Source organism: Streptomyces sp. NPDC048415 (assembly GCF_040651675.1).
Taxonomy (GTDB): Bacteria; Actinomycetota; Actinomycetes; order Streptomycetales; family Streptomycetaceae; genus Streptomyces.
In genome coordinates this window covers 71,131-96,871 of the sequence record NZ_JBEZKJ010000005.1, presented here as the reverse complement: position 1 = coordinate 96,871, position 25,741 = coordinate 71,131, and the positions used below count along the sequence as shown (strand labels likewise).

General features: G+C 71.4%; 19 protein-coding genes and 1 riboswitch. Of the genes, 9 read left to right on the top strand and 10 right to left on the bottom strand.

The features are described 5' to 3' along the window. Positions 1-17 precede the first annotated feature (17 nt). From AB0D27_RS05960 to AB0D27_RS05945, 4 genes are all read right to left on the bottom strand, one after another. Positions 18-1,061, bottom strand: a complete 1,044-nt coding sequence (locus AB0D27_RS05960) for a hypothetical protein (protein ID WP_362502594.1) — start codon at positions 1,059-1,061, stop codon at positions 18-20. Positions 1,062-1,191: 130 nt separating this feature from the next. Further along, on the bottom strand, positions 1,192-2,355 hold the full coding sequence (locus tag AB0D27_RS05955) for a VWA domain-containing protein (RefSeq protein WP_362502591.1): 1,164 nt from the start codon (positions 2,353-2,355) through the stop codon (positions 1,192-1,194). Further along, entirely contained in the window at positions 2,352-5,183 is a 2,832-nt protein-coding gene (locus tag AB0D27_RS05950) for a DUF5682 family protein (protein WP_362502588.1), read from the bottom strand. The genes AB0D27_RS05955 and AB0D27_RS05950 overlap by 4 nt, the downstream gene beginning before the upstream one ends. Then, positions 5,180-6,346 (bottom strand): AAA family ATPase, encoded by a 1,167-nt coding sequence (locus AB0D27_RS05945; RefSeq protein WP_362502585.1) that lies wholly within the window; start codon positions 6,344-6,346, stop codon positions 5,180-5,182. The genes AB0D27_RS05950 and AB0D27_RS05945 overlap by 4 nt, the downstream gene beginning before the upstream one ends. A 133-nt stretch (positions 6,347-6,479) precedes the next feature. Here AB0D27_RS05945 and AB0D27_RS05940 point away from each other — a divergent pair, with 133 nt between their 5' ends. Then, positions 6,480-7,835, top strand: a complete 1,356-nt coding sequence (locus AB0D27_RS05940) for an SWIM zinc finger family protein (RefSeq protein ID WP_362502582.1) — start codon at positions 6,480-6,482, stop codon at positions 7,833-7,835. Positions 7,836-7,968: 133 nt separating this feature from the next. Beyond that, positions 7,969-9,591, top strand: a complete 1,623-nt coding sequence (locus AB0D27_RS05935; protein ID WP_362502579.1) for a DUF5691 domain-containing protein — start codon at positions 7,969-7,971, stop codon at positions 9,589-9,591. Between the two features lie 141 nt (positions 9,592-9,732). On the opposite strand, the gene AB0D27_RS05930 is transcribed toward AB0D27_RS05935, so the two are convergent. Further along, positions 9,733-10,149, bottom strand: coding sequence for a cobalamin B12-binding domain-containing protein (locus tag AB0D27_RS05930; protein WP_362502576.1), 417 nt, complete (start codon positions 10,147-10,149; stop codon positions 9,733-9,735). Between the two features lie 694 nt (positions 10,150-10,843). On the opposite strand from AB0D27_RS05930, the gene AB0D27_RS05925 reads away from it, so the two are divergent. Together AB0D27_RS05925 and AB0D27_RS05920 are read left to right on the top strand one after the other, a co-directional pair. Then, complete coding sequence (locus tag AB0D27_RS05925; RefSeq protein ID WP_362502573.1) at positions 10,844-11,704, top strand: alpha/beta fold hydrolase; 861 nt, start codon at positions 10,844-10,846, stop codon at positions 11,702-11,704. A 251-nt stretch (positions 11,705-11,955) separates the two neighbouring features. Then, positions 11,956-13,488, top strand: a complete 1,533-nt coding sequence (locus AB0D27_RS05920; RefSeq protein ID WP_362502570.1) for a peptidoglycan DD-metalloendopeptidase family protein — start codon at positions 11,956-11,958, stop codon at positions 13,486-13,488. Positions 13,489-13,516: 28 nt separating this feature from the next. Here the strand turns inward: AB0D27_RS05920 and pcrA are convergent, their stop codons facing one another. Continuing rightward, on the bottom strand, positions 13,517-15,967 hold the full coding sequence (pcrA, locus tag AB0D27_RS05915) for a DNA helicase PcrA (RefSeq protein WP_362502567.1): 2,451 nt from the start codon (positions 15,965-15,967) through the stop codon (positions 13,517-13,519). A gap of 328 nt (positions 15,968-16,295) precedes the next feature. Beyond that, positions 16,296-16,468: riboswitch (cyclic di-AMP (ydaO/yuaA leader) on the top strand. A gap of 7 nt (positions 16,469-16,475) precedes the next feature. Here pcrA and AB0D27_RS05910 point away from each other — a divergent pair. After that, positions 16,476-17,651 carry an NlpC/P60 family protein gene (locus AB0D27_RS05910; RefSeq protein ID WP_362502565.1) on the top strand — a complete coding sequence of 392 codons (1,176 nt, stop codon included), beginning with the start codon at positions 16,476-16,478 and terminating at the stop codon, positions 17,649-17,651. A 524-nt stretch (positions 17,652-18,175) separates the two neighbouring features. Next, complete coding sequence (locus tag AB0D27_RS05905) at positions 18,176-19,138, top strand: tellurite resistance/C4-dicarboxylate transporter family protein (RefSeq protein WP_362502563.1); 963 nt, start codon at positions 18,176-18,178, stop codon at positions 19,136-19,138. Here AB0D27_RS05905 and AB0D27_RS05900 read toward each other — a convergent pair. Continuing rightward, positions 19,116-19,469: a hypothetical protein gene (locus AB0D27_RS05900; protein WP_362502561.1), complete on the bottom strand. Its 354-nt coding sequence runs from the start codon at positions 19,467-19,469 to the stop codon at positions 19,116-19,118. The two genes, AB0D27_RS05905 and AB0D27_RS05900, sit on opposite strands and share 23 nt — an antisense overlap. A 398-nt stretch (positions 19,470-19,867) precedes the next feature. On the opposite strand from AB0D27_RS05900, the gene AB0D27_RS05895 reads away from it, so the two are divergent. Further along, positions 19,868-20,932, top strand: coding sequence for an NlpC/P60 family protein (locus AB0D27_RS05895; RefSeq protein WP_362502558.1), 1,065 nt, complete (start codon positions 19,868-19,870; stop codon positions 20,930-20,932). An 82-nt stretch (positions 20,933-21,014) separates the two neighbouring features. Here the strand turns inward: AB0D27_RS05895 and AB0D27_RS05890 are convergent, their stop codons facing one another. Beyond that, the gene (locus tag AB0D27_RS05890; RefSeq protein WP_362502555.1) at positions 21,015-21,794 is read right to left on the bottom strand and encodes a response regulator transcription factor; all 780 of its coding nucleotides are present in this window, start codon (positions 21,792-21,794) and stop codon (positions 21,015-21,017) included. Continuing rightward, positions 21,791-23,116 carry a PspC domain-containing protein gene (locus tag AB0D27_RS05885; protein ID WP_362502552.1) on the bottom strand — a complete coding sequence of 442 codons (1,326 nt, stop codon included), beginning with the start codon at positions 23,114-23,116 and terminating at the stop codon, positions 21,791-21,793. The genes AB0D27_RS05890 and AB0D27_RS05885 overlap by 4 nt, the downstream gene beginning before the upstream one ends. 163 nt (positions 23,117-23,279) lie before the next feature. Between AB0D27_RS05885 and AB0D27_RS05880 the strand changes: the two genes are divergently transcribed. Then, positions 23,280-24,851 (top strand): PspC domain-containing protein, encoded by a 1,572-nt coding sequence (locus AB0D27_RS05880; protein ID WP_362502549.1) that lies wholly within the window; start codon positions 23,280-23,282, stop codon positions 24,849-24,851. Continuing rightward, a complete protein-coding gene (locus AB0D27_RS05875; RefSeq protein WP_362502546.1) occupies positions 24,838-25,062 on the top strand; it encodes a hypothetical protein in 225 nt (74 codons plus the stop codon). The genes AB0D27_RS05880 and AB0D27_RS05875 overlap by 14 nt, the downstream gene beginning before the upstream one ends. On the opposite strand, the gene AB0D27_RS05870 is transcribed toward AB0D27_RS05875, so the two are convergent. After that, positions 25,059-25,589, bottom strand: coding sequence for a TQO small subunit DoxD (locus AB0D27_RS05870; RefSeq protein ID WP_362502543.1), 531 nt, complete (start codon positions 25,587-25,589; stop codon positions 25,059-25,061). The two genes, AB0D27_RS05875 and AB0D27_RS05870, sit on opposite strands and share 4 nt — an antisense overlap. Positions 25,590-25,741: the final 152 nt, after the last annotated feature.

Here is a 25,741-nt window from a genome sequence, read left to right as displayed (position 1 = left end):
GCGGGGGAAGGACTGCCCTAGCCGGGGAAAACTGGAATGTCCGGGTGCCTGTCCCGGGTCTCGGCCGCGGTCAGGACCGCGGAGGCGCCGGGCGCGAGCCGCAGCGGCGCCCGGTGGTTCGGAGTGACGGCATGCGGATCGCCGTGCCGCGGCGCGCCGTTGGCGACCGCGGACTGGTCGCCCAGCGCGCCGGTCGGGTCGCCGGGGGGCGCCTGCCGGTGGGGGGCCTGCCCGGCTCGTACGCCGCCGCGGTCGCGGTGGCGCGCGTCAGCGCCGTCGGTCTTCGCTTCCCCAACGGTTGGCCCGTACGCCGACGCGGCCTCCTCGGCCGTCCGCTGCGACTCCGCGCCATGCCTGTCCACCGCGTCCGGCTGCCGCGCCATTCCGCTCGACTGCTGCGAGGCCGAACCCGCGGCGGGCGGGGTTTGATTGCCCACGCCCGGAAGTGTCGGCAGAGGCCCCGGCAGATCGTGGAGCCCCGGCGCGGACGGCAGTACGTCCGGCGGGGTTCGGGGGAGCCCACCGCTCACCGTCTCCGCCAGGTCGCGGGTCGGCCGTGCGACGGCCAGATCGCGGCTCGGCCGCACGACGGTGAGGGTGACGTGCGTGACCGTGGCCCGCGTGGCATGAGTCGCGCGTGTGACGGTGCTCGACGCATGTGTCACGGTGCTCGTCGCCTGGGTCACGGTGCTCGACTCGTGTGTCACGGTGCTCGACTCGTGTGCCATGGTGCTCGACGCGTGTGTCGCGGTGCTCGACGCCTGTGTGACGGTGCCCCACGCCTGTGTGACAGTGCTCGACGGGTCGGCGATGGCCTCGGGAGCCGAAGTGGCCGGTTCCACCATGCGATCCGCCACGCGATCCACCGAGCTCTTCGCCGGCTGAACGATCCGCGCCGGAGTCGTGGGCACCGCCCCGTCGGCCGCGTGCGCCTGCTGCCCGCAGAGGAAGCCGAGCGCGAACAACCCGCCGACCAGCAGCACCACTTGCAGCACACGTCGTCCGGCCGCCGTACGCGTCACGCGCAGAGCGGCACCGGGCAGCACGGCTGACAGGGGCAAGAGGGGGAGGGTCCTCCCGTACGAAGGCAAGAGACGGCTTTGAGGCCGCGTCGATCCTCGCACGGGACTCCCGAGGTTGCGCAAGTCCTCTGTTACTGATGGGTAGTCATGTCTGGATTTGCCACTCTCCTCACCTGGTGTCCGGTATCGGTAGCGGACGCTTCTCTATCGCCGCCGCCATGACCTCGGGAAACAGGTCCGGCGTACAGGCGAACGCCGGTGCGTCCAGCGCCGCGAGCGCCGCCGCGTGCTCACGGTCGTATGCGGGCGCCCCCTCGTCGGACAGCGCGAGCAGCGTCACGAACCGCACCCCCGATGCCTTCATCGCCGCGACCCGCTTCAGCATCTCGTTCCGTATTCCTCCTTCGTAGAGGTCGCTGATGAGCACGACGACCGTGTCGGCGGGCTTGGTGATCTGCGACTGGCAGTACGCGAGCGCCCTGTTGATGTCCGTACCGCCGCCGAGCTGGGTGCCGAAGAGAACGTCGACCGGGTCCTCGAGCTGGTCGGTCAGGTCGACGACGGCCGTGTCGAAGACCACGAGCCGGGTGGCGATGGACCGCATCGACGCGAGGACGGCACCGAACACGGAGGCGTAGACGACGGACGCCGCCATCGATCCCGACTGGTCGATGCAGAGGATGACCTCCTTTTTCACGGACTGCGAGGCGCGCCCGTAGCCGATCAGCCGCTCGGGCACGATCGTGCGGTACTCGGGCAGGTAGTGCTTGAGGTTCGCCGCGATCGTGCGGTTCCAGTCGATGTCGTGGTGGCGGGGTCTGCTGATCCGGGCGCTGCGGTCGAGGGCGCCGGTGAGCGTGGCCCGGGTACGGGTGGCGAGCCGCTTCTCCAGGTCCTCGACCACCTTGCGCACGACGGCCCGCGCGGTCTCCTTGGTCGTCTCCGGCATGGCCTTGTTGAGGGAGAGCAAGGTGCCCACGAGGTGTACGTCGGCCTCCACCGCCTCCAGCATCTCGGGCTCAAGCAGCAAGGCGGACAGCCCGAGCCGGTCGATGGCGTCCCGCTGCATGACCTGGACGACGGAGGAGGGGAAGTACGTCCGTATGTCCCCGAGCCAGCGCGCGACCGACGGAGCGGAGGCCCCGAGTCCCGCCGAACGGTCCCGCCCCGACTGCGCCTTGCTCCCCTTGCCGTACAGCGCGCTCAGCGCCCCGTCCATCGCCGCGTCCCGCCCCGAGAGCACGCGCCCTGTGCCGTCCGCCTCGTCGCCCCCGAGCACGAGTCGCCAGCGCCGCAGCCGCTCGTCGCTCGCGTCCACCGGTACCGCGGTCATGGCGCCACCCTCGCAAGGTCGTTGTCGTCACTTACGTGCTCGTCGTGTATGTGGCCGTCGTGTACGTGGCCGTCGCCTACGTGGCCGTCACCTACGTGGCCGTCGGCTTCCTTGTCGCCGTCGGATTCGTCCAGCCCGAGCAGCAGGCTGAGCACCGGCAGTACGGCGTCGGCGCGCTCGAGGTCGAGGTCGGGTCCGAACCCGGGTATCCCGGAGGCGGTGGCCTCGGCGCTCCCCCGCGCCCCCGGGCCGCGCCGGACCAGCTCGCCGAGCGTCCTGCGCACCCCGGCCTCGTACGCCGAGAACGTACGCCGCAGCAACGGCAGCACATCGGTGAACGCCTCCGTCGGCACCCCGGACAGCCACGCGTCCACCAGCCCGAGCAGCCGCTCGTCGTGCACGAGTAGCATCCCGCCCCCGGAGCCGCCCCCGACGAAGCCCTCGATCCACGCGGCCGCGTCCGCCGGCGCCGTCCCCGGCGACAGCACGAGCCCCATGAGCCGCGCGGCCTCCTCCCGCGCCAACTCGCCCTCGTCCAGCAGCAGCCGTACGACCCGTCCGCGGACCACCCCCGGCACGCTGTCACGCGCGGCCAGCACGCGCAGCACGGCGTACCAGCGGTCGCGTATTCCATCGGTGGTCGCTGCGCGAGGCCCGTCCCTTTCCGGGGCGCGGGAGGGTGGTGCGTCGCGGGAGGGCTGTGGGTCACTGGCGGGCGGTGCGTCACCGGAGGGCGGCACGTCACCGGAGGTCGGTGTGCCACCCGAGGGCGGCACGTCACCGGAGGGCGGTGTGCCTCCCGAGGGCGGCACGTCACCGGAGGTCGGTGTGCCACCCGAGGGCGGCACGTCACCGGAGGGCGGTGTGCCACCCGAGGGCGGCACGTCACCGGAGGGCGCTTCGCCGACGGAGGGCGCTTTGCCGACGGAGGGCCTTGTGCCGTCGGAGGAGGGCCGCGTGCCGTCGGAGGGTCGCATGCCGCCGGAAGGCTCGGTGCGGGCGGAGGGCCCCGTGCCCCCTGAGGGCCCGGTGCCGCCCGGCGGCCGTGAGCCGCCGCGTGACGTCGTGGCCGTCTCCCCCAGCAGCCCCACCGCACCGTGCACCGCGTCGACATGGCGGCGCATTTCCTCGGCGGCCTCGGTGTCGAGGGCCGCGCAGGCCGGGGGGAGGCCGACGAAGATCCGCTCGGCGAGGCCGGCCGCCACGTCGGTGAGGGCGCGGGTGTCCGTGCCGCGCACGTCGCCGTAGCGCAGGGAGCGGACCAGGGCGGGCAGGGCCTGGGCGAGGTGGCCGACGTCCGCGTCGAGGGCGGCCCGGTCGGCTAGGACCTGCATGACCACGGGCAGCGCGTCCGGGAGTTCGGCAAGGAGGCAGCGCTCGGCGAGTGCCGTGACATCGGCCAGCGAGGGCGCGGCGACGGCGTCCGTCTCGGCCTTGGCCGTCGCCGCGGCCAGGACCGTCGTGCCCCACACGCCGGCCTCGGCGACCCGCACCGACAGCTCCGGCTCCCAGCGCAGCCGCCAGGTCTCCCGGAACGTGCCCGTGCTCCCGCGCGACACCGCGGGCTCACCCCACCCGACACCCAGCAGCCGCAGCCGGTGCAGCAGCCTGCTGCGCCCGGCGTCGGTCTCCTTGCGCAGGTCGAGCTCCAACTCCCGCTCCAGCGCCTCCGGTTTGAGCCGCAGTCGCTTCTGGAGCCGCGCCAGGTCACGCTGCAACGGCACCGCCGGCGCGGACTCCGGCACCTCCCCCAGCACATCGCCGACCACGAGCCGGTCCCGCACGAGCTCCAGCGGCACGTCCGATCCCTCGCACATCACGGCCCGTACGGCGTCGGTGGTCTCGGTCAGCCCCGGCAGCGGGCGGCCGCGCATCGCGGCGAGGGTGTCGGCCAGCCGCACCGCCTCGATGACGTGCGCGGACGAGACCCCGCGGTCCTCGTCGCGCAGCAGCCGGGCCACCTTCGTCATCCACCGCTCTACGGGGCGGTCGGGGGCGTTGAACAAATGCCCGTACCAACCCGGTGAGTCGATGCCCGCGCCGTACCCACTGCCCCGGGAGAGCCGACGGTGCGTCCAGGGCACCCAGGTCAGGTCGACCTTCGCCTTGGGCAGCCCTTTGAGGAGCGCCCGGTCGAGACTTATCGCGGTCCTCTGCCGTAGCGCGGGCACATGCCAGGCGCCGCACACCACGGCCACCTCGCCGCCGAACTCGCGTTGCGCCGCCCGCGTCTGGAGCCGCATATACGCCTCCCGGACCAGGTCGCGGTCGTCTCCCCCGACCCCGTACGCCTCCCTCAGCGCCCCCATCGCCTCCTCGAGCACGGCGAACGGCACGAACGGATCGCCCGCCGCCTCTCCCCGGTGCTCGACCACGTCCTCCCACCACCGCTCGGGATCGTCGTACCCGGCCGTCTCGGCGAGGACGGCGAGGGGGTCGATCCGCACGGCCTCTTCAGCGGGTCGCTCGGGTGCGGGCGGCGGCTCCTCCTTGCCCCACGCCAGCGTGTGGGCCGCCGGGAGGTCGATGAAACGAGCCGGGACTCGGTGGTCCAAGGCCCATCGGATCGCCACCCACTCGGGCGAGAACTCGGCCAGCGGCCAGAAGGCGGACCGGCCGGGTTCGTCGACGACGTGGGCGAGCAGGGCGACCGGGGGCCGCATGTCCTGCTCGGCGGCGAGCGGGATGAGCGCGTCCGCCTCCGGGGGCCCCTCGATCAGCACGACGCGGGGAGCCGCCGCTTCCAACGCGGCCCCGACGGCCCGCGCCGACCCGGGCCCGTGATGCCGCACGCCGAGCAGCAGCGGCCCTTCTGTGAAGACCGTCATGCGCTCACCTCCCGGCAGGCACGGTAGAAGTCCTTCCAGCCGTCCCGCTCGCGGACGACCGCCTCCAGGTACTCCTGCCAGACGACACGGTCGGCCGCTGGATCGCGGACCACGGCGCCGAGGATGCCGGCGGCGACGTCGCTCGCCCGCAGGACGCCGTCGCCGAAGTGGGCGGCCAGAGCGAGGCCGCTCGTGACCACGGAGATCGCCTCGGCGGTGGACAGCGTGCCGCTGGGCGACTTCAGCTTCGTACGCCCGTCGGTCGTGATCCCGCCGCGCAGCTCGCGGAAGACGGTGACGACGCGGCGGATCTCGTCGATGCCGTCGGGCACGGCCGGCAGGTCGAGGGAGCGGCCGATCTGGTCGACGCGCCGCGACACGATGTCGACCTCGGCTTCGGCGCTCTCCGGCAGCGGCAGCACCACGGTGTTGAAGCGCCGGCGCAGCGCGCTCGACAGCTCGTTGACCCCGCGGTCGCGGTCGTTGGCGGTGGCGATCAGATTGAAGCCGCGGACGGCCAGCACTTCCTGACCCAACTCCGGTATCGGCAGCGTCTTTTCGGAGAGGATCGTGATCAATGTGTCCTGCACGTCCGCCGGGATGCGAGTCAGTTCCTCGACGCGGGCCGTCATGCCCTCGGCCATGGCCCGCATGACGGGGCTCGGCACCAGCGCGTCCCGGCTCGGCCCGTGCGCGAGCAGCCGCGCGTAGTTCCAGCCGTACCGGATCGCCTCCTCCGGTGTCCCGGCCGTGCCCTGCACGAGCAGCGTCGAGTCCCCGCTGACCGCGGCGGCCAGGTGCTCGGACACCCAGGTCTTCGCGGTGCCGGGCACCCCGAGCAGGAGCAGCGCGCGGTCGGTGGCGAGCGTGGTGACGGCGACCTCCACAATCCGACGCGGTCCCACGTACTTGGGCGTGATCACCGTGCCGTCCGGCAGGGTGCCGCCCAGCAGATACGTCGCCACGGCCCACGGCGACAACCGCCAGCGGGCCGGGCGGGGCCGGTCGTCCTGCGCCGCCAGCGCGGCGAGTTCGGTGGCGAAGGCGTCCTCGGCGTGCGGCCGCAGCGCCTCAGCCGCGTCTTGAGCGGTCACTCCCGCGGCCTGCCCCGCGCTCTCTTCCACTGCTGCGTCGACGGACGTCGGTTCAACGGACACGGACATGGCTCGGTCCCCCTCCAGCTCGGCCGGTTCGGATCTGGTTCCACCGTGCACCACGCCACTGACAATGCGTTCTGACCTGCGGAAATGCCGTCGTGACGGTCGATTGTCAGTGCCGGGATCTACCTTCGATGGCATGACACAGCAGGGGGTGCGCTGGACTGCGGATCAGGTGCTGGCACTGGCGCCTGACGCCACGTCACGCAAGGCGGGAAGCAAACTCGGCGCGGCCGGGCCGTGGTCGGAGGCGGGCAGTTCTGACGAGGGGACGGTATGGGGACTGTGCAAGGGAAGTGGCAGCAAGCCGTATCAGACGGTCATCGACATCGCGGCGTCCACCGGGCCCGCTTACAAGTGCAGTTGCCCGAGCCGCAAGTTCCCGTGCAAGCACGCGCTCGGGCTGCTGCTGCTCTGGGCGGGCGCGGACGGCACCGTGCCGCGGGGGCAGGCGCCGGACTGGGCGGAGCAGTGGATAGAGGGGAGAAGAAAGCGCGCGGAGGAGAAGACGACGGCGGGCGGGGCATCTGGAGCGTCGTCGCCGGGTGACCCGGAAGGGGCGCGGCGCAGGGCGGAGCGCCGGGCCGAGCGGATCACCGCGGGTGCGGCGGAGCTGGAGCAGAGGCTGGCGGATCTGCTGCGCGGCGGCCTCGCCTCGGCCGAGCAGGCGGGGCATGGGATGTGGGAGGAGACGGCGGCCCGGATGGTCGACGCGCAGGCGCCCGGTCTGGCCGCACGGGCACGGGAGTTGGGGACGATCCCGTCGTCCGGTCCGGGCTGGCCGGTGCGGCTGTTGGAGGAATGCGCGCTGCTCCACCTCCTCGACCAGGGCTGGCTGCGGCGTGAGCGGCTGCCGGACGGCCTCGCCGCGACGGTCCGTTCCCGGGTCGGGCTGTCCGGCTCGGCGGACGGCCCGCCGGTGCGGGACCGCTGGCTGGTGCTCGCCCAGTACGACACGGCGGACGCCCGTCTCACGACACGCAGGATCTGGCTGCACGGCGCCGAGTCCGGTCGCACGGTCGTGCTCCTCTCCTACGGGGCGGCCGGCCGCGCACCGGAGCTGGCGCTGCCGGTCGGCCTGGCCTTCGAGGCCGAGGTCTCCGCGTATCCGGGAGCCGGGCAGCTGCGGGCGGCGCTGGGCGAGCGGTTCACGCCTCCCGCGCCAACGGCGATACGGCCACCGGGACTGACCACGTCCGCGGCGGCCGCCCGCTACGGCGAGGCTCTGCGGGCCGACCCCTGGCTGGCCACCTACCCGGTCACCCTCGACCGAGTCGTCCCTACCCCGGACGGCGACTCCTGGCAACTCGCCGACGCCGAGGGCGACTTGGCTCTGCCCCTCACCCCGTCCTCCCGCTCCCGCCCCGACCTGTGGCGTCTCGTCGCCCTCTCCGGAGGCGCCCCCGTCACGGTCTTCGGCGAATGCGGCCACCACGGCTTCACTCCACTGACGGCCTGGCCGGAGGGGGCGGGGGAGGCGGTGCCGCTGTGCTGAAGGCCTTGGGCGGTGGGGGTGGCTGGGCTGCCCAGAGTCCCTGGGGCCCCGAAGTACCCGGGGACCCGAAGTGCCCGGGGACCCTGCCGGATCAACCCGCCAGCCCGATGCCCTTCATACGGAAAGGACCCTCATGAACACGACCTCGGCTTCCGCGGGCGCGCCCGCCGGTGGTTCCTGGGAGGAGCTCGTCACCGTGGCGCTGCTCGGGACCGAGCGGCGTACTCCTCCCGGGTGGGGGCCGGGGCGGGAGGCCCCGGTGGCTCTGCTGGACGCGGCTGCCGTCGAGACGCTGCGGCGGCGGGCCGGGGTGCGGCCCGCGCGGGCGGCGGCGCGCCCGCAGCCGGCGGCGCCGGATCCCCGCCCCGCACTGCCGCCCGCCGCGGCCCGCAGGCTGGCGATGCTGCTGGCGGACCGGCCCGGCACCGGAGGCGGTGGACGCAGGGGGACGGCTCCGGACCTCATGGAGCTGCTGCCCCAGTGGCTCGCGCTGGCGAACGCGCACGGATTCGCGCCACCCCCTCAGACGCTGCCCGCGCTGCTCGACGCGGCCCGGGGACGCACAGATCTGCGGCCCGCGGCCCTGGCCTTCGCGGGGCCACGGGCACTGTGGCTGGCGCGATTGAACCCGGAGTGGCGGTTCGCGCTGCGCTCCTCACCGGGTGGCGGCGCCGCGCTACCGGGTCCGAAGGAGGCCGAGCACGTACAACAGCTGTGGCAGGAGGGGTTGTTCGCCGAACGAGTCGCGCTGCTGGCGGCGATACGGGCCAAGGACCCCGCCGCCGCGCGTGAGCTGCTCGCCACGACATGGGCGACGGAACGGGCCGAGGACCGGCTGATGTTCCTCGACTCGCTGCGGTCGGGGCTGTGTGCGGCGGACGAGCCGTTCCTGGAGCGAGCGCTGAGCGATCGGAGCCGTAACGTACGGGCGACGGCGGCCGAGTTGTTGTCCGCGCTGCCGGGTTCCGCGCTCGCCGCGCGGATGGCGGGCCGGGCCGGTTCCTGCGTTGCCGTCGACCGTACGCGGGGCACACCCATGATCGTGGTCGAGGCGCCGCACGAATGCGACGCCGGCATGGAGCGGGACGGTGTGCAGCCCAAGGCGCCGACGGGACGCGGCGAACGGTCTTGGTGGCTGGGCCAGTTGGTCGAGGCTGCGCCGCTCGGCACGTGGCCGAGTCGGCTCGGGGGACGTACTCCGGAGGAGATCGTGGCGCTTCCCGTGGCGGACGACTGGCAGACGGAGCTGCATGCCGCGTGGTGCCGGGCGGCGGTGCGGCAGCGCGATCCCGGGTGGTCCCGGGCGCTTCTCGGGTTGCCCTCCGCTCCGGAGGCCGGCGGGCCGGGGGCGGTGTCACTGGCCGAGCGGTCCAAGCTGCTCGCCACCTTGGACGCCGGGGAGCGGGCGGAGTGGGTGGCGGGGTTCATCGGTACACACGGCTTGTCCGAGGCGTTTCAGTTGCTCGGGGTGTGTGCGGTCCCCTGGGCGGGGGTTCTGGGGCGGGCGGTGGTCGACGCGCTCGACATCGCGCGGGACGCGGGGAGTTATCCGTGGAGTTTCAGTGGGGTGATGGGGCTGGCCGAGCGGTGCCTCGATCCTGCCGAGGCGGTGCGGCTCGAGGGGCTCACGTCAGTTCCCGACGAGTCGGAGAACGCGGCGCCCGGGGCCGGCAGCTACTGGGCCGAGGCGTTTCAGCGCCTCGTCACCACGCTGCGGTTGCGCGCGGCGATGGCCTCGGAACTGGGGGCGCCGTGAGGGTTTTTCGCCCCCGCCGCCCCTACCCTTCCCGTACCTGGGGGCTCCGCCCACAGACCCCCGTAATCGCGCTTCGCGCTCGTCCTCAAACGCCGGACGGGCTGGAGATAGCCCCTCCGGAGTACCGTCGCCGACGAAGCGTCACGCCTCCGCCGGCTGCCTCACATTCGCCCGTACCCAGTCCACGATCGACGCGGTCGTCGCGCCCGGTGTGAAGATCTCCGCGACGCCCTTCTCCTTGAGGGGAGCGATGTCCGCCTCGGGGATGATGCCGCCGCCGAAGACCTTGATGTCCTCCGCGTCCCGCTCCTTGAGGAGCTTGATGACGGCCGCGAAGAGCGTGTTGTGGGCACCGGAGAGGATCGAGAGGCCGATCGCGTCGGCGTCCTCCTGGATCGCGGTATCGACAATCTGTTCGGGGGTCTGATGGAGACCGGTGTAGATGACCTCCATACCGGCGTCGCGCAGCGCCCGCGCGATCACCTTGGCCCCGCGATCGTGGCCGTCGAGCCCCGGCTTGGCCACCACCACGCGGATCGGACCGGCTGCCACACCCATCACTGCCTCCATGAACCGACTACATCAACTTGAACCGTCTACCAACTACCGACTACTGACCAGGCGACTGCCGAATACCGGCTACGACACATATCGCACATTCCGCCGCTCACCGCACCGAATGCACCTCTCGGCACGGGCACCCCGAGCCGCACCGGCCGGGGAAGTGAACGAACGTTATCGCCAGCATCCCGCAACCGGCAGTTTCACGGTGGAGACCGAGGGGGAAATCACACAGTGGGACAAGTTAGCCGCGCACCGTTCCGCGTCCTGCGGCACATGTGCCGCAGGGGCCTGCGGCATACGGGCCACGGCCGGAGCCTGCGCAAAGGAGAGCCGCGACCAGGTGGCCGCACCACCGCGGTGTCCGTGGGACACCGTGATGGCGGGGCACATCGGCGATGGCACGACAGCGGGGAGCCACACCGGCACAAGGAGAACGGGACCACGAGGACGACGCGCTCGACTCCAGGGCACCGCCGCCGCGCACCCCGCAGGTGCGACGACGCCGGGAGCCGGACGAGCCGTATCGCGCACGCCTCGCCCTGACCCTTCGGCAAGGCACCCCATCGCGTCACCGGCGCCCCATGCGCCGCACATGCACTGTCGGCCACCCCGTCACCGTCACCGCGGCTTTCCACGAGGGCACACGGGGGACAGAGCGGTCCTGCCGCGTGCCGACTGGAGGTCGGCCATGAAGGTCACCAGGGCCGCGTTGCCCTTTCTCCCCCTCTGTCAGCGCCTGTTTCCGAGCAGACTGGCAGGACTCTCGATGGCCCTCCTGAAGGCGACGGCCCTGGAGATCGCGATCCTCGCCGGGCACCTCCTTCTCTACCCCTCCGGCATCGTCCAGGAGCGCCGCAGCGCGCCCCCACTCCCCTCACCCGACGCCGCCACGCTGCCCACCGAGGCCAAGCCCCCGGTCGTCCTCCTGCACGGTTTCATAGACAACCGTTCGGTTTTCCTGCTGCTGCGCCGCAATCTCGCCCAGCACGGCAGGCAGCAGGTCGAATCGCTCAACTACTCGCCGCTGACCTGCGACATCCGCACCGCCGCGGAGCTGCTGGGCCGGCACATAGAGCAGATCTGCGAGCGCACGGGGCAGGAGCGGGTGGACATCGTCGGCCACAGCCTCGGCGGACTGATCGCGCGCTACTACGCGCAGTGCCTCGGCGGCGACGCCCGTGTCCGCGCCCTCGTCACGCTCGGCACCCCGCACTCGGGCACCCGCGTCATCCCGTTGATGAACGCGCACCCGATCGTCCGCCAGATGCGCCCGGGTTCCGAGGTGATCGAGGAACTCCGCAGTCCCGCGCCCGGCTGCCGTACGCACTTCATCAGCTTCTGGAGCGATCTGGACCATCTGATGGACCCACTGGAGACGGCCTGCGTCGACCACCCGGACCTGCTCACGCGGAACATACGCGTGAGCGGCGTCGGTCATCTCGCCCTGCCCGTGCATCCAGCCGTCGCGGCGGGGATACGGCAGGCACTCGACCTCGCGGAGCCGGGAGTCCGCGCCGCCACCCCGACCGGCGGGCTGACAGTGGCGTAACCCGGACTTCACACCGCCGATTGACACTCGCCGGGCAGCCGCCGGGCCCCCAATGGCTCGCCAGACCCCTGCCAACTTCGAACATTCATCGAACGCCAGGCCAAGGCCTTGCCCGGCGTCCCCCGAAACACGGCCGAATGCCCGTTTCCTGCGAAGGGGAAACCTGCCGAAGATTGTCGCGCCCGCGTACCGCCGGGTACAGTCACCGCACTGCTCTGCCAGCCCCTGTTGTCGAGGCGAAAGAGAAGTTGGTGAACGACCGTCACCCGTCGGGGACCGTAACTCCCCCGGCTCCGGCTTCCGATGCCGCCTCGGCGCTCTACGCGTCGTACGGCGGGCAGGAAGTCCAGTACGGCGACTTCACCACGTACGACGGCTACACCACCACCGGTTTCGACACGGGCGCCCACGGCGCGGGTACCGGCGCCTATGCGACCGCGAGCTTCGAGACCGACCCCCTGTTCGGAGACCTGCCGGGAACGGGCGGCGGCACGGGTTCGTACGACGCCACGCAGTGGAACACCGGCAGCCAGCAGACGCTGAACTATGACCCGTACGCGGCGCAGCACCAGGCCGCCTACGACACGGGCAGCTACGAGACGACGACGTGGGCGGCCGGTTACCAGCAGCTCGCGCACATCCCCGCGCAGTACCCGGGCCCCGACGCCTCGGGCCAGTGGGACGCGACCGCCTGGCTCCAGACCGAGCAGCCGCTCGACCAGACCCAGCAGTGGAGCGCGCCGACCCAGGAAACGGGCGCGTACGACGCGACGCAGTGGAACACCGCGGGCAGTCACGACCCGTATGAGGCGTACGAGCACCCGCAGCCCGACGCCTACGGGCAGCAGCACGAGCCGCTCGCGCCCGAGTCCTTCGATCAGCAGGCGACCGCCACCTTCGAACAGCTTCCGTACGAGCAACCCGCCGCCCCCGGCGAGGAGTTCGACTCCTCCGCCGACAGCGAGGACGACGTACCCGAGACGCCGCTGCTCGAAGACATGGAAGAGATCATTCCGGCCCCCCGCGCCGCGTCGCGCGCCGCCTCCCGCTCCCGGCGCCGCAGCCCCGCGAAACGTTCCGCTCTGCTGACGGTCGCGGTGCCCTCAGCCTGTGTGATGGGGGTTGCCGGAATCGCCGCCGCCTCCGTGGGCAGCTTCGGCGGGGACGGCGGCAAGGACACGACGGCCAGCGCCTCCGACGCGACGGCAGTGAAGCCGTCGACCGTCAACAATAAGCTGGACACCCAATTGCAGAGTCTCTCCGCGGGCGCGGACGACTTCGCGGACCGGGCGAGCCGCACGCAGGAACGTATCGACCTCAAGGCCGAGCAGAAGGCCGAGAAGAAGAAGGCGGCGGAGGAGGCGGCCCGCAAGGAGCGGCTGCGTCCGAAGTTCGCACTCCCGGTGAAGCAGAGGGGGCTCAGCGCCTACTTCGGCCAGGCGGGCATCAACTGGATGTCCGTGCACACGGGCATCGACTTCCCGGTCTCGTACGGTACGACGGTGATGGCCGCGACCGACGGGACCGTGCGGACGCAGTGGAACAGCGCGTACGGGAACATGCTGATCCTGACCGCGAAGGACGGCACGGAGACGTGGTACTGCCACCTCTCCAGCTACAAGGTCGCCTCCGGCACCACGGTCAAGGCCGGCGACCCGATCGCGTTCTCCGGGAACTCCGGCAACTCGACCGGTCCGCACCTCCACTTCGAGGTCCGCCCGGCCGGCGGTTCGGCGATCGACCCGCTTCCGTGGCTGCGCAGCCACGGCCTGGACCCGACGTAACCCACCGCCGGGCCCGGCTCCCGCCGCCCTACAGCTTCTCCACCGGCGCGTACCGCAGCAGCAGCCGCTTCGGCTTGGCCTCGCCGAAGTCGACCGTCGCCTCCGTGTTCGCACCGGTCCCCTTCACACCGACGACGGTGCCGAGGCCGAACTGGTCGTGCGTGACCCGGTCCCCGACCGCCAAGGCGACCACCGGCTTCTCGGAGATACCACGGCGCGTCGCGAAACCGGCGGCCCCCGATGCGGCGGACCGCGAGCGCGAGGACGACAGGGACGCCGCGACACCCGAGGCCGGACCTGACGACATGGGAGCGGTCGCACCCGTGCGCTTCCAGTCCAGATGGCTCGGAGGGATCTCCTCCAGGAAGCGGGACGGCGGGTTGTACGAGGGCTGCCCCCAGGCACTGCGCATCGACGACCGGGTGAGGTAGAGCCGCTCCCGCGCGCGCGTGATGCCGACGTACGCCAGCCGGCGCTCCTCCTCCAGTTCCTTGACCTGTCCCAGTGCGCGCATGTGCGGGAAGACGCCGTCCTCCATGCCGGTCAGGAAGACCACGGGGAATTCGAGGCCCTTGGCGGTGTGCAGGGTCATCAGGGTGATGACGCCGTTGCCGTCCTCCTCGTCAGGGATCTGGTCGGAGTCGGCGACCAGCGCGACCCGCTCCAGGAAGTCGGAGAGTCCGCCCGCCGCCTCGCCCTCCCCCGCCTCCTGCTCGAACTCCAGGGCCACGGCGGCGAGTTCCTGAAGGTTCTCGATACGGGTCTCGTCCTGCGGGTCGGTCGAGGCCTGCAACTCGGCGAGATAGCCGGTGCGTTCGAGGACCGCCTCCAGGACGGTGGCCGGGCCCGCGCCCGATTCCACGATCGTCCTCAGGTCCTCCATCAGCGTGTTGAACCGCTTGACCGCGTTCGTCGAGCGCGCCGCCATGCCGTACGCCTCGTCGACGCGGCGCAGCGCCTGCGGGAAGCTGATCTTCTCGCGCTGCGACAGCGCGTCGATCATCGCTTCGGCGCGGTCGCCGATGCCCCGCTTGGGCACGTTGAGGATGCGGCGCAGCGGGACCGAGTCCTCCGGGTTGGAGAGCACGCGGAGGTACGCCAGGACGTCCCTGACCTCCTTGCGCTCGTAGAAGCGGACGCCGCCGACGACCTTGTAGGGCAGGCCGACGCGGATGAAGACCTCTTCGAAGACGCGGGACTGCGCGTTCGTACGGTAGAAGACGGCGACGTCGCCCGCCTTGGCCTCGCCCGCGTCGGTGAGACGGTCTATCTCGTCGGCGACGAACTGGGCCTCGTCGTGCTCGGTGTCCGCCACATAGCCGGTGATGTTGGAACCGGCGCCCGCGTTGGTCCACAGGTTCTTGGGGCGGCGGCCCTCGTTGCGCTCGATGACCGCGTTGGCGGCGGTGAGGATCGTCTGCGTGGAGCGGTAGTTCTGCTCGAGCAGGATCGTCGTCGCGTCCGTGTAGTCCTCCTCGAACTGGAGGATGTTGCGGATGGTCGCGCCGCGGAACGCGTAGATCGACTGGTCGGCGTCACCTACGACACACAGCTCGCCCGGGTCGCTGTCTGCGGGCCCCACCAGCTCCCTCACCAGGGCGTACTGCGCGTGGTTGGTGTCCTGGTACTCGTCGACCATGACGTGCCGGAAGCGGCGGCGGTAGTGCTCGGCGACGTCCGGGAAGGCACGGAGCAGGTTGACCGTGGTCATGATCAGGTCGTCGAAGTCGAGCGCGTTGGCCTCGCGCAGCCGCGACTGGTACAGGGCGTATGCCTGGGCGAGGGTCTTCTCGAAGCCGTCGGAGGCCTGATTCGCGAAGTCCTCCTCGTCGATCAGCTCGTTCTTCAGGTTCGAGATCTTGGCGCTGAACGACTTCGGCGGGAAGCGCTTGGGGTCGAGGTCCAGGTCACGGCAGACCAGGGCCATCAGGCGCTTGGAGTCGGCGGCGTCGTAGATCGAGAAGGAGGAGGTGAAGCCGAGCCTCTTGGACTCTCGGCGCAGGATCCGGACACAGGCGCTGTGGAAGGTCATCACCCACATCGCGCCCGCGCGCGGGCCGACGAGGTGCTCGACGCGCTCCTTCATCTCGCCGGCGGCCTTGTTCGTGAAGGTGATCGCGAGGATCTGGCCGGGGTGGACATTCCGCTCGGCCAGCAGATAGGCGATCCGGTGTGTGAGCACGCGGGTCTTGCCGGAGCCCGCGCCGGCCACGATGAGCAGCGGGGAGCCGGAGTGCACGACGGCCGCGCGCTGGTTCTCGTTCAGCCCGTCCAGCAGCGCCGCCGCGTCCACGGCAGGCCGGTGCGCGCCGTCGCGGTAGTAGGCGTCTCTGTCTGGCGGCATGTCGAACTTCCCGCCGAACAGATCGTCCGGAACCGGCTCCGGTACGTGCTCGTGCTCGGGCGGCGGGGGCTCTTCCTCGTGGGCCCCGGAGGGCTTGAGGTCCGCCAGGAAGCTGTCATCAAAGAGGCTGCTCATCGCTCTCCGAGTCTAGAGCGCCCCACTGACACCCCGCCGCCACCCCGAAAACTCCGCACGTTTATCGAGCCCTCGCCGGCATCCTCCTCACCCTACGAATCCGGTACGTAACGTTCAGCGATCAACGGCGAAGTACCGCTCGACGAACACCACCAACCGGATCAATTAACCCCAAAACCCCCTGGTCTGGTCGGCACCAGGCGACACTCATGGCCAAGGTCACGAAAATGTATCGGGCATATCGCACATCAACCTTCACAGGAGCCACACGAGTTGGCTAGCGTGCGGAGCAGGTCGCTCGACAGCAACCGGCGAACGTCGCCGGGCCGGGTGGCCTCCGCCGAGTTCGGCGCGCCCGCATGGCAGCCGGAGCCGGGGACCCACCGACCTCGGGGTGAATCGGTCCAACTGCCATGTCGGGCAAGGACCGTAGGGCAAACCTTCCGGAACCACCCGCCCGAACCCGACAGCTAACTCGGTAGGCGGATGACGGAAGGAGTCGCCTCTCTTGGCGTCGCATCGCAAATGGCGTCCTACGGGTACGCGCGTAGCAGGCATACGGACCCCCGCCCTCGCGACGGCGGCCCTCACCTCCGTGGCCCTGCTCTCCCAGACGGCGAACGCCGCGCCCTCGGCCGAACCCAAGCCGAGCCTCGAGGAAGTCGAGAAGAAGGTCAACGACCTTTACCACCAGGCCGAGACGGCCACCGACAAGTACAACGCGACCCGGGAGAAGACCGCCGCGCAGCGCAAGCGCGTCGACGGTCTCCTGGACGACGTGGCCAAGCGCACCGAGAAACTCAACACCGCGCGCGAGGAGCTGGGTTCGTTCGCGGCGGCACAGTACCGCACCGGGGCCGCCGCCCCCGACACCGCGACCCTGCTGCTCGCCGACAACCCACAGGACTACTTCGACCAGACCCAGCTGATGAGCCGTCTGACCACCCGCCAGAAGGCGGCCGTCGACGACTACATCACCGAGCAGGCCGCCACCACCAAGAAGCGCGCGGAGGCCTCCAAGAGCCTGCAGACGCTGACCACCTCGCAGAACGCGCTCAAGACGTCCAAGGCCGACGTCCAGCACAAGCTTTCCAAGGCCCGGGAACTGCTCTCGCAGCTGACCGCCGAGGAGAAGGCGCGGCTCGCGGCGATCGAGAAGAAGAAGCGGGAGGCGGCCGAGCGCAAGGCGGCGGAGCTGGCGCAGCAGCAGGCCGCGGCGGCCGCCGCCGCCAAGAAGGCGGCGGCGCAGCAGGACTCGTCGGGCACCGGCACGTCGGGCACGACGACCGGCTCGTCGGGCACCGCTACCACGGACTCCTCGTACGCGACGAAGGCGGCGAAGGCGCTCGCGTTCGCCCGTGCGCAGATCGGCAAGCCGTACGTCTGGGGCGCGACCGGCCCGGGCTCGTACGACTGCTCGGGCCTCACCCAGGCCGCCTGGAAGGCCGCCGGCGTCACGCTGCCGCGCGTCACCTACGACCAGGTGAACGCCGGCACGACGGTCTCGCTGGCCGACGCCCAGCCCGGTGACCTGGTCTTCTTCTACGACGACATCAGCCACGTCGGCCTCTACATCGGCAACGGCATGATGATCCACGCGCCGAAGCCGGGGGCGTACGTCCGCGAGGAGTCGATCTACTACGACGGTACGTCGGCCATCCACAGCGTGGTGCGCCCGGCGTAGGCCGCTCGCCGGGCAACGCTTCGTGCGGGGCACGCGCGCGTGGGGCACACCAGCCTCTACGGCGCGCGCCCCGCTTTCACGCGCCCCCCGACCCGGGCGCGCCCCGCTCTCACGCCCCCCGGCCCGGGCACACCCGCTTTCACGCGTCCCCCGACCCGAGCACACCCACTTTCACGCGCCCCCGACCCGAGCACACCCCGCTCTCACGCCCCCCGGCCCGGGCACACCCGCTTCACGCGTCGCCCGACCCAGGCACGCACGCCCGCTTTCAGGCGCCCCCCGCCCCGGGCACACCCCGCTTTCAGGCGCCCCCCGGCCCGGGCACACCCCGCTTTCAGGCGCCCCCGCCCCAGGCACACCCCGCTTTCAAGCCCGCCAAAACGCACCGCCCCGTTTTCTCACGCTCCAGGCGCGCGTGGAGCGCCCCGCTTTCCCTCGCTCCCCACCGGCGCGTGAGCGACGTTTTCGCGCCCCACGCGCGTGCCCCCCGGGCAACTCGTCCCCAGGTCCCTAGCATCAGGCGCGTGTCAACGACCTCCCAGCTCCGCGCCTGGTGGGCGCAGCGGCCGCCGGCCGCCGGTGCCGCCGTCGTGGCTACCGGCATCGTCTCGGTCGGGCTGCATCTGACCGGCTACGAGACCCTGTCCCGTATCGCGCTGGTCCTGACGTCCGCCGCCTGGCTCGCGCTCGCCGCGGACTTCGTCGTCCGGCTGGCGCGGGAGCGGGAGCGGTGGGCCCGGGAGGCCGGCACGCCGGCCGGGCTCACCGCCGTAGCGGCGACGACCGTGCTCGGCACGCGGCTGTCCGCGCTGGGGTGGCAGGAACTCGCCGAGGCCCTGCTCGCGCTGTCGGCCGTGCTCTGGCCGGTGCTCCTCTACGGCGTCGTACGGCACTGGAAGCACCGCATGTCCGGAGGCGTGTTCCTCGTGTGCGTGACCACGCAGGGGCTCTCGGTGCTGGGCGCCACGCTCGCCGCCGCCGTCGGCCCGGAGTGGCTCGCGCACGCCGCGCTGGTCCTGTTCTGGCTGGGAATCGTGGTCTACGGGGTGGCGCTCGCGCGCTTCGATGCCAGGGAGGTGGTCCGGGGCGCCGGGGACCACTGGGTCGCGGGCGCCGCGCTCGCCATCTCGGCGCTGGCCGGGGCCGAGCTCGTCGCGGCGCACCACGTGAACCCGTACCTGTGGAACGACGACGACAACGGCGTACTGCGCGCCGTGACCGTCGTACTGCTGGTGCTCGCCATCGCCGGGGACGGCGTCCTCGTCGCCGCCGAGCTGGGGTGGCCTCGCCCGCGCTACGACGTACGGCGCTGGGCGACCGTCTTCACGATGGGGATGACGGCGGTGGCGACCCTGTCGGTCGCGACCGCCCTCGGCGTCTCCTGGCTCAAGGGGCCGGGACAGGTACTGCTGTGGATCACGGTGGCGGCGTGGCTGGCCGTCGCCGTGGGGTCCGTCCTCGTGGTCAGGTCCAGAGCACCGCGATGAAGATGTTCGCGGTGGTAAGAAGACCGACGAGCCCGAAGAGCCCCTTGTCCACCTTCTCGTCGTCCCGCTTCACATAGACGAGCCCCAGGATCACGATCAGCAGCGCCAGCTTCACGCCGATCTTGATGGTGTTGACCCTGTTGTCGTCGGCCTGGTTGAGGCCGACGAGCACGACGCCGGTGACCAGCATGGTCAGCGCGCCGTGCAGCATCGCCGGGACGAAGCGGGCGGCGCCCTGGCCCATCGCCTTCATCTGGGTGAGAAAGCCGCCGAGGAGCGAGGCGATGCCGATGATGTGCAGGCCGACGAAGAGATGGATGAGTACGTCCATGAGGCCGGAGCCTAATCGGACGCCCTTATCCCTCTTGTCACCGGGCCATCCCTTGTAACCCCTAGCACTGTGGCGACCCCGGTTGTCCCGGATTCGCCGCATCGGTCATCGCACTGCGTGAAGTCGGCGGCGCCAGAGAGGGATCACGGTCACATACGGCCACGGGATGGCCCACTGGCGACAGTTCCGTACATGGCGTTACCAACCCCTCACTCCCCGGTTTAGCGTCCTCCACCAGGTGACCGGCTCCCCACCGCCGCCCGGGCCAGGGGCGGCAGCCGGCCACCACCGCCGAAAAGGTCCGGCGGCGGCTCGCTACCCCTGTGCGGGCCGCCGTCGGACGCGTCAACCGCTTGACCGCGATCACAAGGCGGTCGTACGGAAGGATGTGGGCCCTCGTGGCAGCGCACCGCAAGCCCAGACAGCGCTCGCTCGGCGGAAACACGGCCCGCACAGCCGCCACGATCGCCCTCGCGGGCGCGGCGTCGGCGACCGGCTTCGACGGGACCGGACACGCCGAACCCCAGCTGTCCCCGGCGCAGGTGAAGGCCAAGGTCGACAAGTTGTACGAGGAGGCGGAGGTCGCCACCGAGAAGTACAACGGGGCCAAGGAGAAGGCCGACAAGGCCGAGGAGCGGCTCAACTCGCTGCGCGACGAGGCGGCGCGCCGGGAGGACCGACTCAACTCGGCCCGCGACGCGCTGGGTTCGGCAGCGGCGGCGCAGTACCGCAGCGGTGGCGTCGACCCCGCGCTGCAACTCATACTCTCCGACGATCCCGACCAGTACCTGGACGGCGCCGCGTTCGCCGAGCGGGCGGGCAGTCGGCAGGCGGCGGCCGTGGCCCGGGTACGCAAACAGCTTCGGGAGATCGAGCAGTTGCGCGGTGCCGCACACGTGGAACTGGCCTCGCTCAAGTCGCGGCAGACCGAGCTGAAGCGGCACAAGAGGACGATCAACGGCAAACTCGACGCGGCGCGACGGCTGCTGGGACAGCTCAGCGCCGATCAGCGGGCGCGGCTCGGTCAGACCGGTGGCGTCGGGCAGCAGCACGCCTCGCGCTCCTCGGCCCGCGACCTCGGCCCGGTGCCGTCCGGCACGGTCGCCGCCCCCAACTCCCGTGCGGCCGAAGCCATCGCGTACGCCTACGGCAAGCTCGGCAGCCCCTACGTCTGGGGCGCCACAGGTCCCGACGCCTTCGACTGCTCCGGCCTCGCCCAGGCGGCGTACCGTTCCGCGGGCATCTCGCTGCCCCGTACGACCTACGCCCAGATCAACGCCGGCCGCCGCGTCTCACGCTCCGAGCTCCTCCCCGGCGACCTGGTGTTCTTCTACTCGGGCATCAGCCACGTGGGCATCTATGTCGGCAACGGCCAGATGATCCACGCCCCGAACCCGACGGCGCCGGTGCGGCTGGCCCCGATCGACGAGATGCCGTTCGCGGGTGCCACGCGTGTCGTGTGACCGGATGCACGACCACCGGCGACGGCACCGTCCACCACACGTTCTTCGAGGCCCTCGCCGTGAACCCCGGTGCCGGCGACGGCTAGACCAGCCGTCGCGCCGTCGCCCATCGCGTCAGCTCGTGCCGGTTCGACAGCTGGAGCTTCCTCAGTACGGCCGAGACGTGGGACTCGACCGTCTTGACCGAGATGAACAGCTGCTTGGCAATCTCCTTGTACGCGTATCCACGGGCGATGAGGCGCAGGACCTCGCGCTCGCGCTGGGTGAGGCGGTCGAGGTCCTCGTCGACGGGCGGGGCGTCGGTCGAGGCGAACGCGTCGAGGACGAATCCGGCCAGGCGGGGCGAGAAGACCGCGTCGCCGTCCTGAACGCGGAAGACGGAGTCCACGAGGTCCGTGCCGGTGATCGTCTTGGTGACGTACCCCCGGGCGCCGCCGCGGATCACGCCGATGACGTCCTCGGCGGCGTCCGACACGGACAGCGCGAGGAAGCGGACCGGCCGCTCGGCGTCGGCCATCAACGGTGCACAGCGGCGCAGCACTTCGACACCGCCGCCGCCCGGCAGGTGGACGTCGAGCAGAACGACCTCGGGACGGGTGGCCGTGATCACCGTGACCGCCTGGTCGACGTCCGCGGCCTCCCCGACCACTTCGACGCCGGTCCGCTCGGTCTGCCCGATCTCGGCCTGCACGCCCGTACGGAACATCCGGTGGTCGTCGACGAGCACGACGCGCACGCGGCGCCCGCTCGCGGCGCCGGCCGGCTCGGCCGCGTTCGCGGTCTCTCCTGATGCGGCGGCCGACGGGGTCTCCTGCCCCCCGGCAGAACTGCCGGATCCCACAGGCTCATTCGCGTCGCTCATGACGTCTTCTCCGCCCTCTCCATCTCCAGCTCGACCTCCGTGCCGCCGTCCGGCACCGCGCGCAGCCGCGCCGTGCCGCCGTTGCGCTCCATGCGGCCGATGATCGATTCTCTGACGCCCATGCGGTCGGCGGGTATCGCGTCGAGGTCGAAGCCGGGGCCGCGGTCGCGGACAGACACGAAGACCGTCCTGCCCTCGACTTCGGCGTAGACCTGCACGGCGCCGCCGTCGCCACCGTACTTGGCCGCGTTCACCATCGCTTCCCGCGCGGCCTGCATCTGCGCGGTCAGGCCCTCGTCGAGCGGGCAGTCGCCGACGACGACGACCTCGATGGGCACGCCGTGCTTGTCCTCGACCTCCGCGGCATGGCGCCGGACCGCCTCGGCGAGTGTGTCGGGCTCGTCGGCCTCGTCCTTGCCGGTCCCTTCCGGCTTGTAGAGCCAGGCGCGCAGGTCGCGCTCCTGGGCGCGGGCCAGCCGCCGCACCTCGTTGCCGTTGTCCGCGTTGCGCTGGATCAGGGTCAGGGTGTGCAGCACGGAATCGTGGACATGAGCGGCGACCTCGGCCCGCTCCTGGGCGCGGATACGCATCAGGCGCTCCTCGGAGAGGTCCTGGGTCATCCGGACGAGGTAGGGGCCGGCGAGGAGGGCTATGCCGACCAGGACCGCGAGCGCCGCCTGCAGCACCGAGCCGAGGTGGGCCGCGGAGCCCTGGAGGACGAATATCCCGGAGACACCGGCGGTGACCAGCAGGACGCCCGCAGCGGAACGCAGCAGCGTGAGCGTACGGCGGCGACGGCCGACCTCCACCCAGCGGGCCCGCCGCGCGTTGTCCGCCTGCCTCCAGACCAGGGCGACGCCCGCGCCGACGAGCACCGCCGGCCACAGATACGCCTTCGCTCCCCCGCCGAGGTTCACACTGCCCACGAAGACCATGGCCACGACGACCATGAGGAGCAGCGCGACGATCTGTCCCTTGTCCGGCTTGCGGGCCACGAGTCTGCGGCGGCCGTCGGGGGCGGTCTCGGTGCTGAAGGGCAGTGTGCGTCCGGAGCCGACGCCGCCGACGCCGAGCGGCACGAAGAACCAGAACGCGGCATAGAGCAGCGCCCCCAGCCCGTCCGCCATAAACAGTCCGACGAACACGAGCCGCACCCAGACCACGGGCAGCCCGAGATGCCCGGCGAGCCCTCGCGCCACGCCCCCGAGCCAGCGTCCGTCGCTGCTGCGGTAGAGCTTGCGCGTGGGCCGCGGGTCGTCGAGGGGCAGGGCTGCGGCATCCGGCATGCCATCGATGTTCACACGCCCGGCGGGGCCGGGCATCAGGGTCGGCCCCCGAGACTCCCCTGATCTTCGGAAATCCGGCGATTGAGCGCCGGGAAGCCGGTGATCGAACTGTTCCCTCCATCCCCTCAGGGCCGATATCAGGGTTCGGCCAGGGTCATCCCGACTGCCGTGGCGCCTTCGCGCCCGTCACCATGGAGGCATGACAGATCAGCAGCACGCGGCAGCGGAGCCGGATCCCGGCCCCGGCCCGGGCGCCCCACCGGGCACCGGGCCGCGGGACGCCGTGCCGCCCGCCCCGAGCCCCGCCACAGGCGAGGAGCCGCGCGCGCACGAGGACCCGCCCGAGCCCGCGGACTCGGCCACGCCCTCAACTCCCTCCTCGCCCGCGGACTCGGTCCCGCCCTCAACTCCCTCCTCGCCCGCGGATTCGGTCCCGCCCTCAACTCCCTCCTCGCCCGCGGATTCGGTCCCGCCCTCAGCTCCCTCCTCGCCCGCGGACCCGGCGGCGGCGGAAGTCCCGCGCAAGTTCCGGCGCGACCGTCGCCAGAAGCTGCTGGGCGGGGTATGCGCGGGTCTCGGCCGGCAGTGCGACATGGATCCGGTGATCTTCCGGATCGTGCTCGCGGTGCTCTCCGCGACCGGCGGCATCGGCCTCATCTTCTACGGCTTCGTCTGGCTCTTCGTCCCGTACGACGACGAGGAGGAGAACGAGGTACGCAAACTGCTCACCGGCCGCGTCGACGGCCAGGCGCTGACGGCCGTGCTCTTCGCGCTGGTCGGCTGCGGCGTGTTCCTCTCCATGCTCAACAACGGCGGTGTACTGACCTTCGCCGTCGTCCTCTCGCTGCTCCTGGCGGGCGCGGGGTACTGGTCGCAGCACCGCGGCGCCCCCGACCCCGACCCGCTGGCCGCCCAGGCCGTCGCCGACGCCCCGCCGGAGGCACAGGCGCCGCCCGTCCCCGCCTCGTACCCCTCCTGGTGGCGCGACCCGATCGTCAAGGACGGATCACATGTGGGCGGCACCGGCTATTTGTGGGGACCGAAGGACACCCGGGACCGTGATGTGGCGGCGGCGGTCAACATCGCCCGCGGCACGACCCGCCCGGACACCCGCGCGACGCGCGCACCTCAGCCGCGCGGGCCCCGCTGGATCGGCGGCTGGGTGTTCCTGCTCGCCCTCCTCGCGGGCGGCCTCGGCACGGGCCTCACCTGGGACGACCACGCGCTCGGCACCAGCCTGCAGACCGGGTTGGCCTGCGCGCTGATCGTGTTCGGTCTGGGCATAGCCGTCAGCGCCTTCCTCGGGCGCACCGGCGCGGGATCGATCTTCCTGGCGGTGATCACGGCTGCGCTGCTCACCGCGTCCGCGGCCCTGCCGAAGGACATCAGCACCCACTGGATACGAACGGGGTGGACGCCCACAGCGACGGCCGACGTACAGACCAAGTACGACCTCGGTACGGGTGTGGGCACCCTCGACCTCACCCACCTGAATCTCACCAAAGGCCAGACGGTGACGACGAGTGCCGAAGTGGGCGTGGGCCGGCTCAAGGTCGTGATCCCCAAGGACGCGACCGTGAAGCTGAGCGTCGATGTCGGCGTCGGAGACATCCAGTTGCCGGGCGATGACAAGAAGGACGTGGACGTGGAGCCGGGCAAATCCAAGCAGGTGACGCTGTCACCGACGACCACCGGCAAGAACGCCGGCACGCTGGACCTCGACCTGCGTGTAGGCGCCGGCCAGGTGGAGGTGACCCGTGCTACGCCATGAGTTCCAGCCGGGCAAGCTGATAGCGGGTGTCTTCCTCACTCTCGCGGGCGTCATCTACGCCGGTGACGCGGGCGGCGCTTGGGAGACTCCGTGGTTCGTGGTGATCCCCGTCGTCACGGGCGGCCTGTGTCTGGCGGGTGCGGTGGCACTCGTGACCCACGCCGTCCGCAGACGCCGAGCCGAACCGGGGCCGCCGGAGGTGAGCGCCTAGCGGTATCCGCCGGAGCGTTGCCTGCGCCGGGCCCGCAGGGCCGCGTCGATGGAGAAGACGGAAGCACCCGCGAGGACGAGAGGGAGCCAGGCCATCAGATAGGCGAGGTCATTGCCGTAGTAGTACGGGTCGGAGGCCCAGCTGACCGTCAGCCACAGGCTGAGCGAGATGAGCGCGCCGCCCAGCGCGGCGAGGCGGGCCAGCAGTCCGAGCAGGGTGCCGATGCCGACGGCCAGTTCACCGAGGGCTATGGCATAGCCGAAGCCGACGGGGTTCTTCAGAGACAGGTCGACCAGGGCGGGGATGGCCGAGGAGTCACGCACCGTGCGCATCATGTCTCCGATCGAGCCGGAGCCGGAATTCTTCAAGAACGCGCTGTCGGTGAGTTTGTCGATGCCGGCGTAGATGAACGTGACGCCGAGGAAGACCCGTAGGGGCAACAGGGCGTATCGGGTAGCGGTGTCCCGCCAGTCCCGCCTCTCGTCGAGATAGGGGGTGTGAGTATCCGTCCGCATACCGTGAGTCATCGCTCTTCCGCCTCTCACCTGCGTGCCATTTGCCCCTCAACCGACCATACGTACGGCGACTGGCCCCCGCTCAACCATCGGGGGCCCGCTTCCTCGACTTTGCCCTGAACGCCCCCTGCTGTGCAGTCCCCTGCACCGGTTGTCCCCCGGCG